This window comes from Streptomyces cahuitamycinicus (assembly GCF_002891435.1).
GTDB classification, from domain to species: Bacteria; Actinomycetota; Actinomycetes; order Streptomycetales; family Streptomycetaceae; genus Streptomyces; species Streptomyces cahuitamycinicus.
Map to the genome: position 1 here is coordinate 1 of NZ_POUC01000695.1, position 2,703 is coordinate 2,703.

Annotated in this window: 2 protein-coding genes; one reads left to right on the top strand and one right to left on the bottom strand. The window is 68.5% G+C overall.

Annotation, left to right across the window (positions count from 1 at the left end):
• The first annotated feature begins 141 nt into the window (after nucleotides 1-141).
• Entirely contained in the window at nucleotides 142-1,530 is a 1,389-nt protein-coding gene (locus tag C1J00_RS41740; RefSeq protein ID WP_102914020.1) for an OFA family MFS transporter, read from the top strand.
• Between the two features lie 244 nt (nucleotides 1,531-1,774).
• Here C1J00_RS41740 and C1J00_RS41745 read toward each other — a convergent pair.
• A partial coding sequence (locus C1J00_RS41745; RefSeq protein ID WP_102914021.1) for a sugar phosphate isomerase/epimerase family protein occupies nucleotides 1,775-2,703 on the bottom strand: 929 nt, incomplete at its 5' end.

Here is a 2,703-nt window from a genome sequence, read left to right on the forward strand (position 1 = left end):
GCTGGGGGGCGGTACATGAGGTGAGTGAGCGGGGGGCCGGCCGACGGTGCGCGTCGGCCGGCCCTGGGACCCGCACGCGCACGAAAGGCATGGGACAGGGGGCGCTGGCCAGATCTTTCGACGCAAGGGGTGCGACACGACATGACAACGACCGACCTGCCCACCACGGTTCCCTACCGGGAGGTCACCGACGCGAACGGTCGCGTCTACCGCCTCGGTGAGACCGACATCGACATCATGGGGCGCAAACGCAAGTGGATGGTGATCCTGCCCTGGATCGGCATGATGGGCATCTCCTCCGCCGAGTACGCGTTCGCGTCCGCAGAGGACACCCTGCACACGGCGCACAGCTGGAACAGCATGCACATCTTCTGGATGATGACCGTCTGGGTCTTCTTCCAGGCCGCGGTGGCCTTCCCCGCGGGCAAGCTGCGTGAGAGCGGAAGGCTTCCGGCCCGCTGGGCCATGATGCTCGGCGCCACCGGCACACTGCTGGGCTACCTGTCCCTCGCCTTCGCGCCGCACGTGGTCTTCGCCTACATCGGGTTCAGCATGTTCAGCGGCATGGGCGCGGGCATGGTGTACGCCACCTGCGTCAACATGGTCGGCAAGTGGTATCCGGAGCGCAAGGGCGGCAAGACCGGCTTCGTCAACGGCGGTTTCGCCTACGGCTCGGTGCCCTTCGTCTTCCTCTTCAACGGCTACATGGACCTGACCAACTTCCGCTGGGTGCTGGTCTCGGTGGGTGTGTTCCTGGCCGGGATGGTCGCGTGCTCCGGCTACTTCTTCAAGGACCCGCCGAAGAACTGGTGGCCCTCCACGATCGACCCGCTGAACCCGCCGGACGACCCGCGCGCGGCCCGCTCGATGCGCATGAACCCGCCGGCGGTGCGCCAGTACTCCCCCAGGGAGGCGTGGAAGACCGGCCGGGTGGGCCTGATGTGGTTCTGCCTGGCCTGTACGTCCGGCGTGAACATCTTCGGTATCGCCTTCCAGGTGGAGATCGGCGAGGAGGCCGGATTCGCGGGCGGGATCGTCGCCACGGCCATGTCCCTGAAGGCCATCGTCAACGGCACCGGCCGCGGTGTCATCGGCTGGCTCTCCGACCTGTACGGCCGCAAGCGGTGCCTGCTCGTCGTCTGCGTGATCCTGGGCCTGTCCCAGTACGGCATCCTCTGGTCGGCGAACGCCGAGAACCTTCCGCTCTTCCTGATCTTCTCCTCGATCTCCGGCTTCGGCGGCGGCGCCATCTTCCCGATGTTCGCAGCGCTCACCGCCGACTACTTCGGTGAGAACAACAACGCGTCCAACTACGGCATGGTCTACAGCGCCAAGCTCGTCTCGGGCCTGGGCGCCGGCATGGGTGCCGTGGTCGTCGGTGCCTGGGGCCACTCGGGCGCCTTCATCCTGGCCGGCTCCATCTCCCTCTTCGCCGGCTGCGTGGCACTGTTCCTGACCCCGCCGGGACGCGACAAGGAAACGCGCCGTATCTCCCCCAACCCGCAACCGCTCGGCGAGGACACGACCTGACATGACGTGGGGTCCGACCGCGGCACGCAGACCGTTCGCACCGTCCGCCGTACATCGTCCCCACCGCCGAGCGACCGCCGTACACCGTCCCCACCGCCGAGCGACCGACTGCCACCAGCACGTCCACCGCCTCGGCGGGACGGGCGGGGACGTCCCGGGCCGGACGGGGCCCGGGGGCTGACCGTCGCCGCGTGAGGAGGCTCTTCCCCGGCCGGGGAAGGGCCTCCTCACGTTTCTGAAGTCGTCAGCACTTCTCCTTCAGGGAGTGCAGGTGCGCGCTGGAGCGGCGCGCGAACGTGAAGGACTCGGCCGGGTTGTCGTGCTCCGCCTGCCAGTGGTGGGCCATGCGGTGGCCGCGCAGCCGGGTCACGGCGGAGATGAACCGCCGGTAGTCGATGTCACCGTCGCCGACATCGGTCATGCGGTAACCGTACGGGTTAGACGGGTCGCTCTCGCCGTCCTTCACGTGGAAGAGCGGGTAGCGGTCGGGCTGCCGCAACACGTAGTTCAACGGTTCGAAGGGTGCGGGCCTGCCGTCGGGCCGCTTGGAGAAGCGGAACTGGCCGACGTACGCCCAGTAGATGTCCATCTCCAGGTAGACGAGGTCGGGGTCGGTCTCCTTGAGCAGGACGTCGTAGAGGCGGACCTTGGGGTTGTCGGTGGCGAAGGAGAACTCCTCGGAGTGGTTGTGCTGGTAGAACTTCATGCCCCGGGCCCTCGCCGCCGCGCCGTACGTGTTGAAGTCCTCGGCGGCACGCTTCCAGGCGTCGACGGTCGAGCCGTAGCGGAACGGGCCGGCGGCCGTGCCGATGTGCTTGAGGCCGAGGGCCTGGGCGTCGTCGAGGACCTTGGTGAGGTTCTGGGCGAACGTGTAGGCGCCCGGGTCGTCGGAGTAGTAGCCGACGTGGCTGCCGATCGGATTCAGGCCGTGGTTGCGGGCCAGCCGCTTGAGCTGGGCGAGGGTGATGGCGCCGGCCGAGCCCTGGGTGTAGCCGGCGAACTCGACCTCGTCGTAGCCGTATCGCTCCAGCTCGGCGAAGACGGGGCCGAAGCCGAGGGTGGAGACCTTGTCACGCAGGCTGTACAGCTGGATGCCGAGTCGGCCGGGCGGCAGGACGGGGCGGCCTCGGCCCTTGGCGGCGGACGCGGTGGCGGCGGACGCGGTGGCGGGGG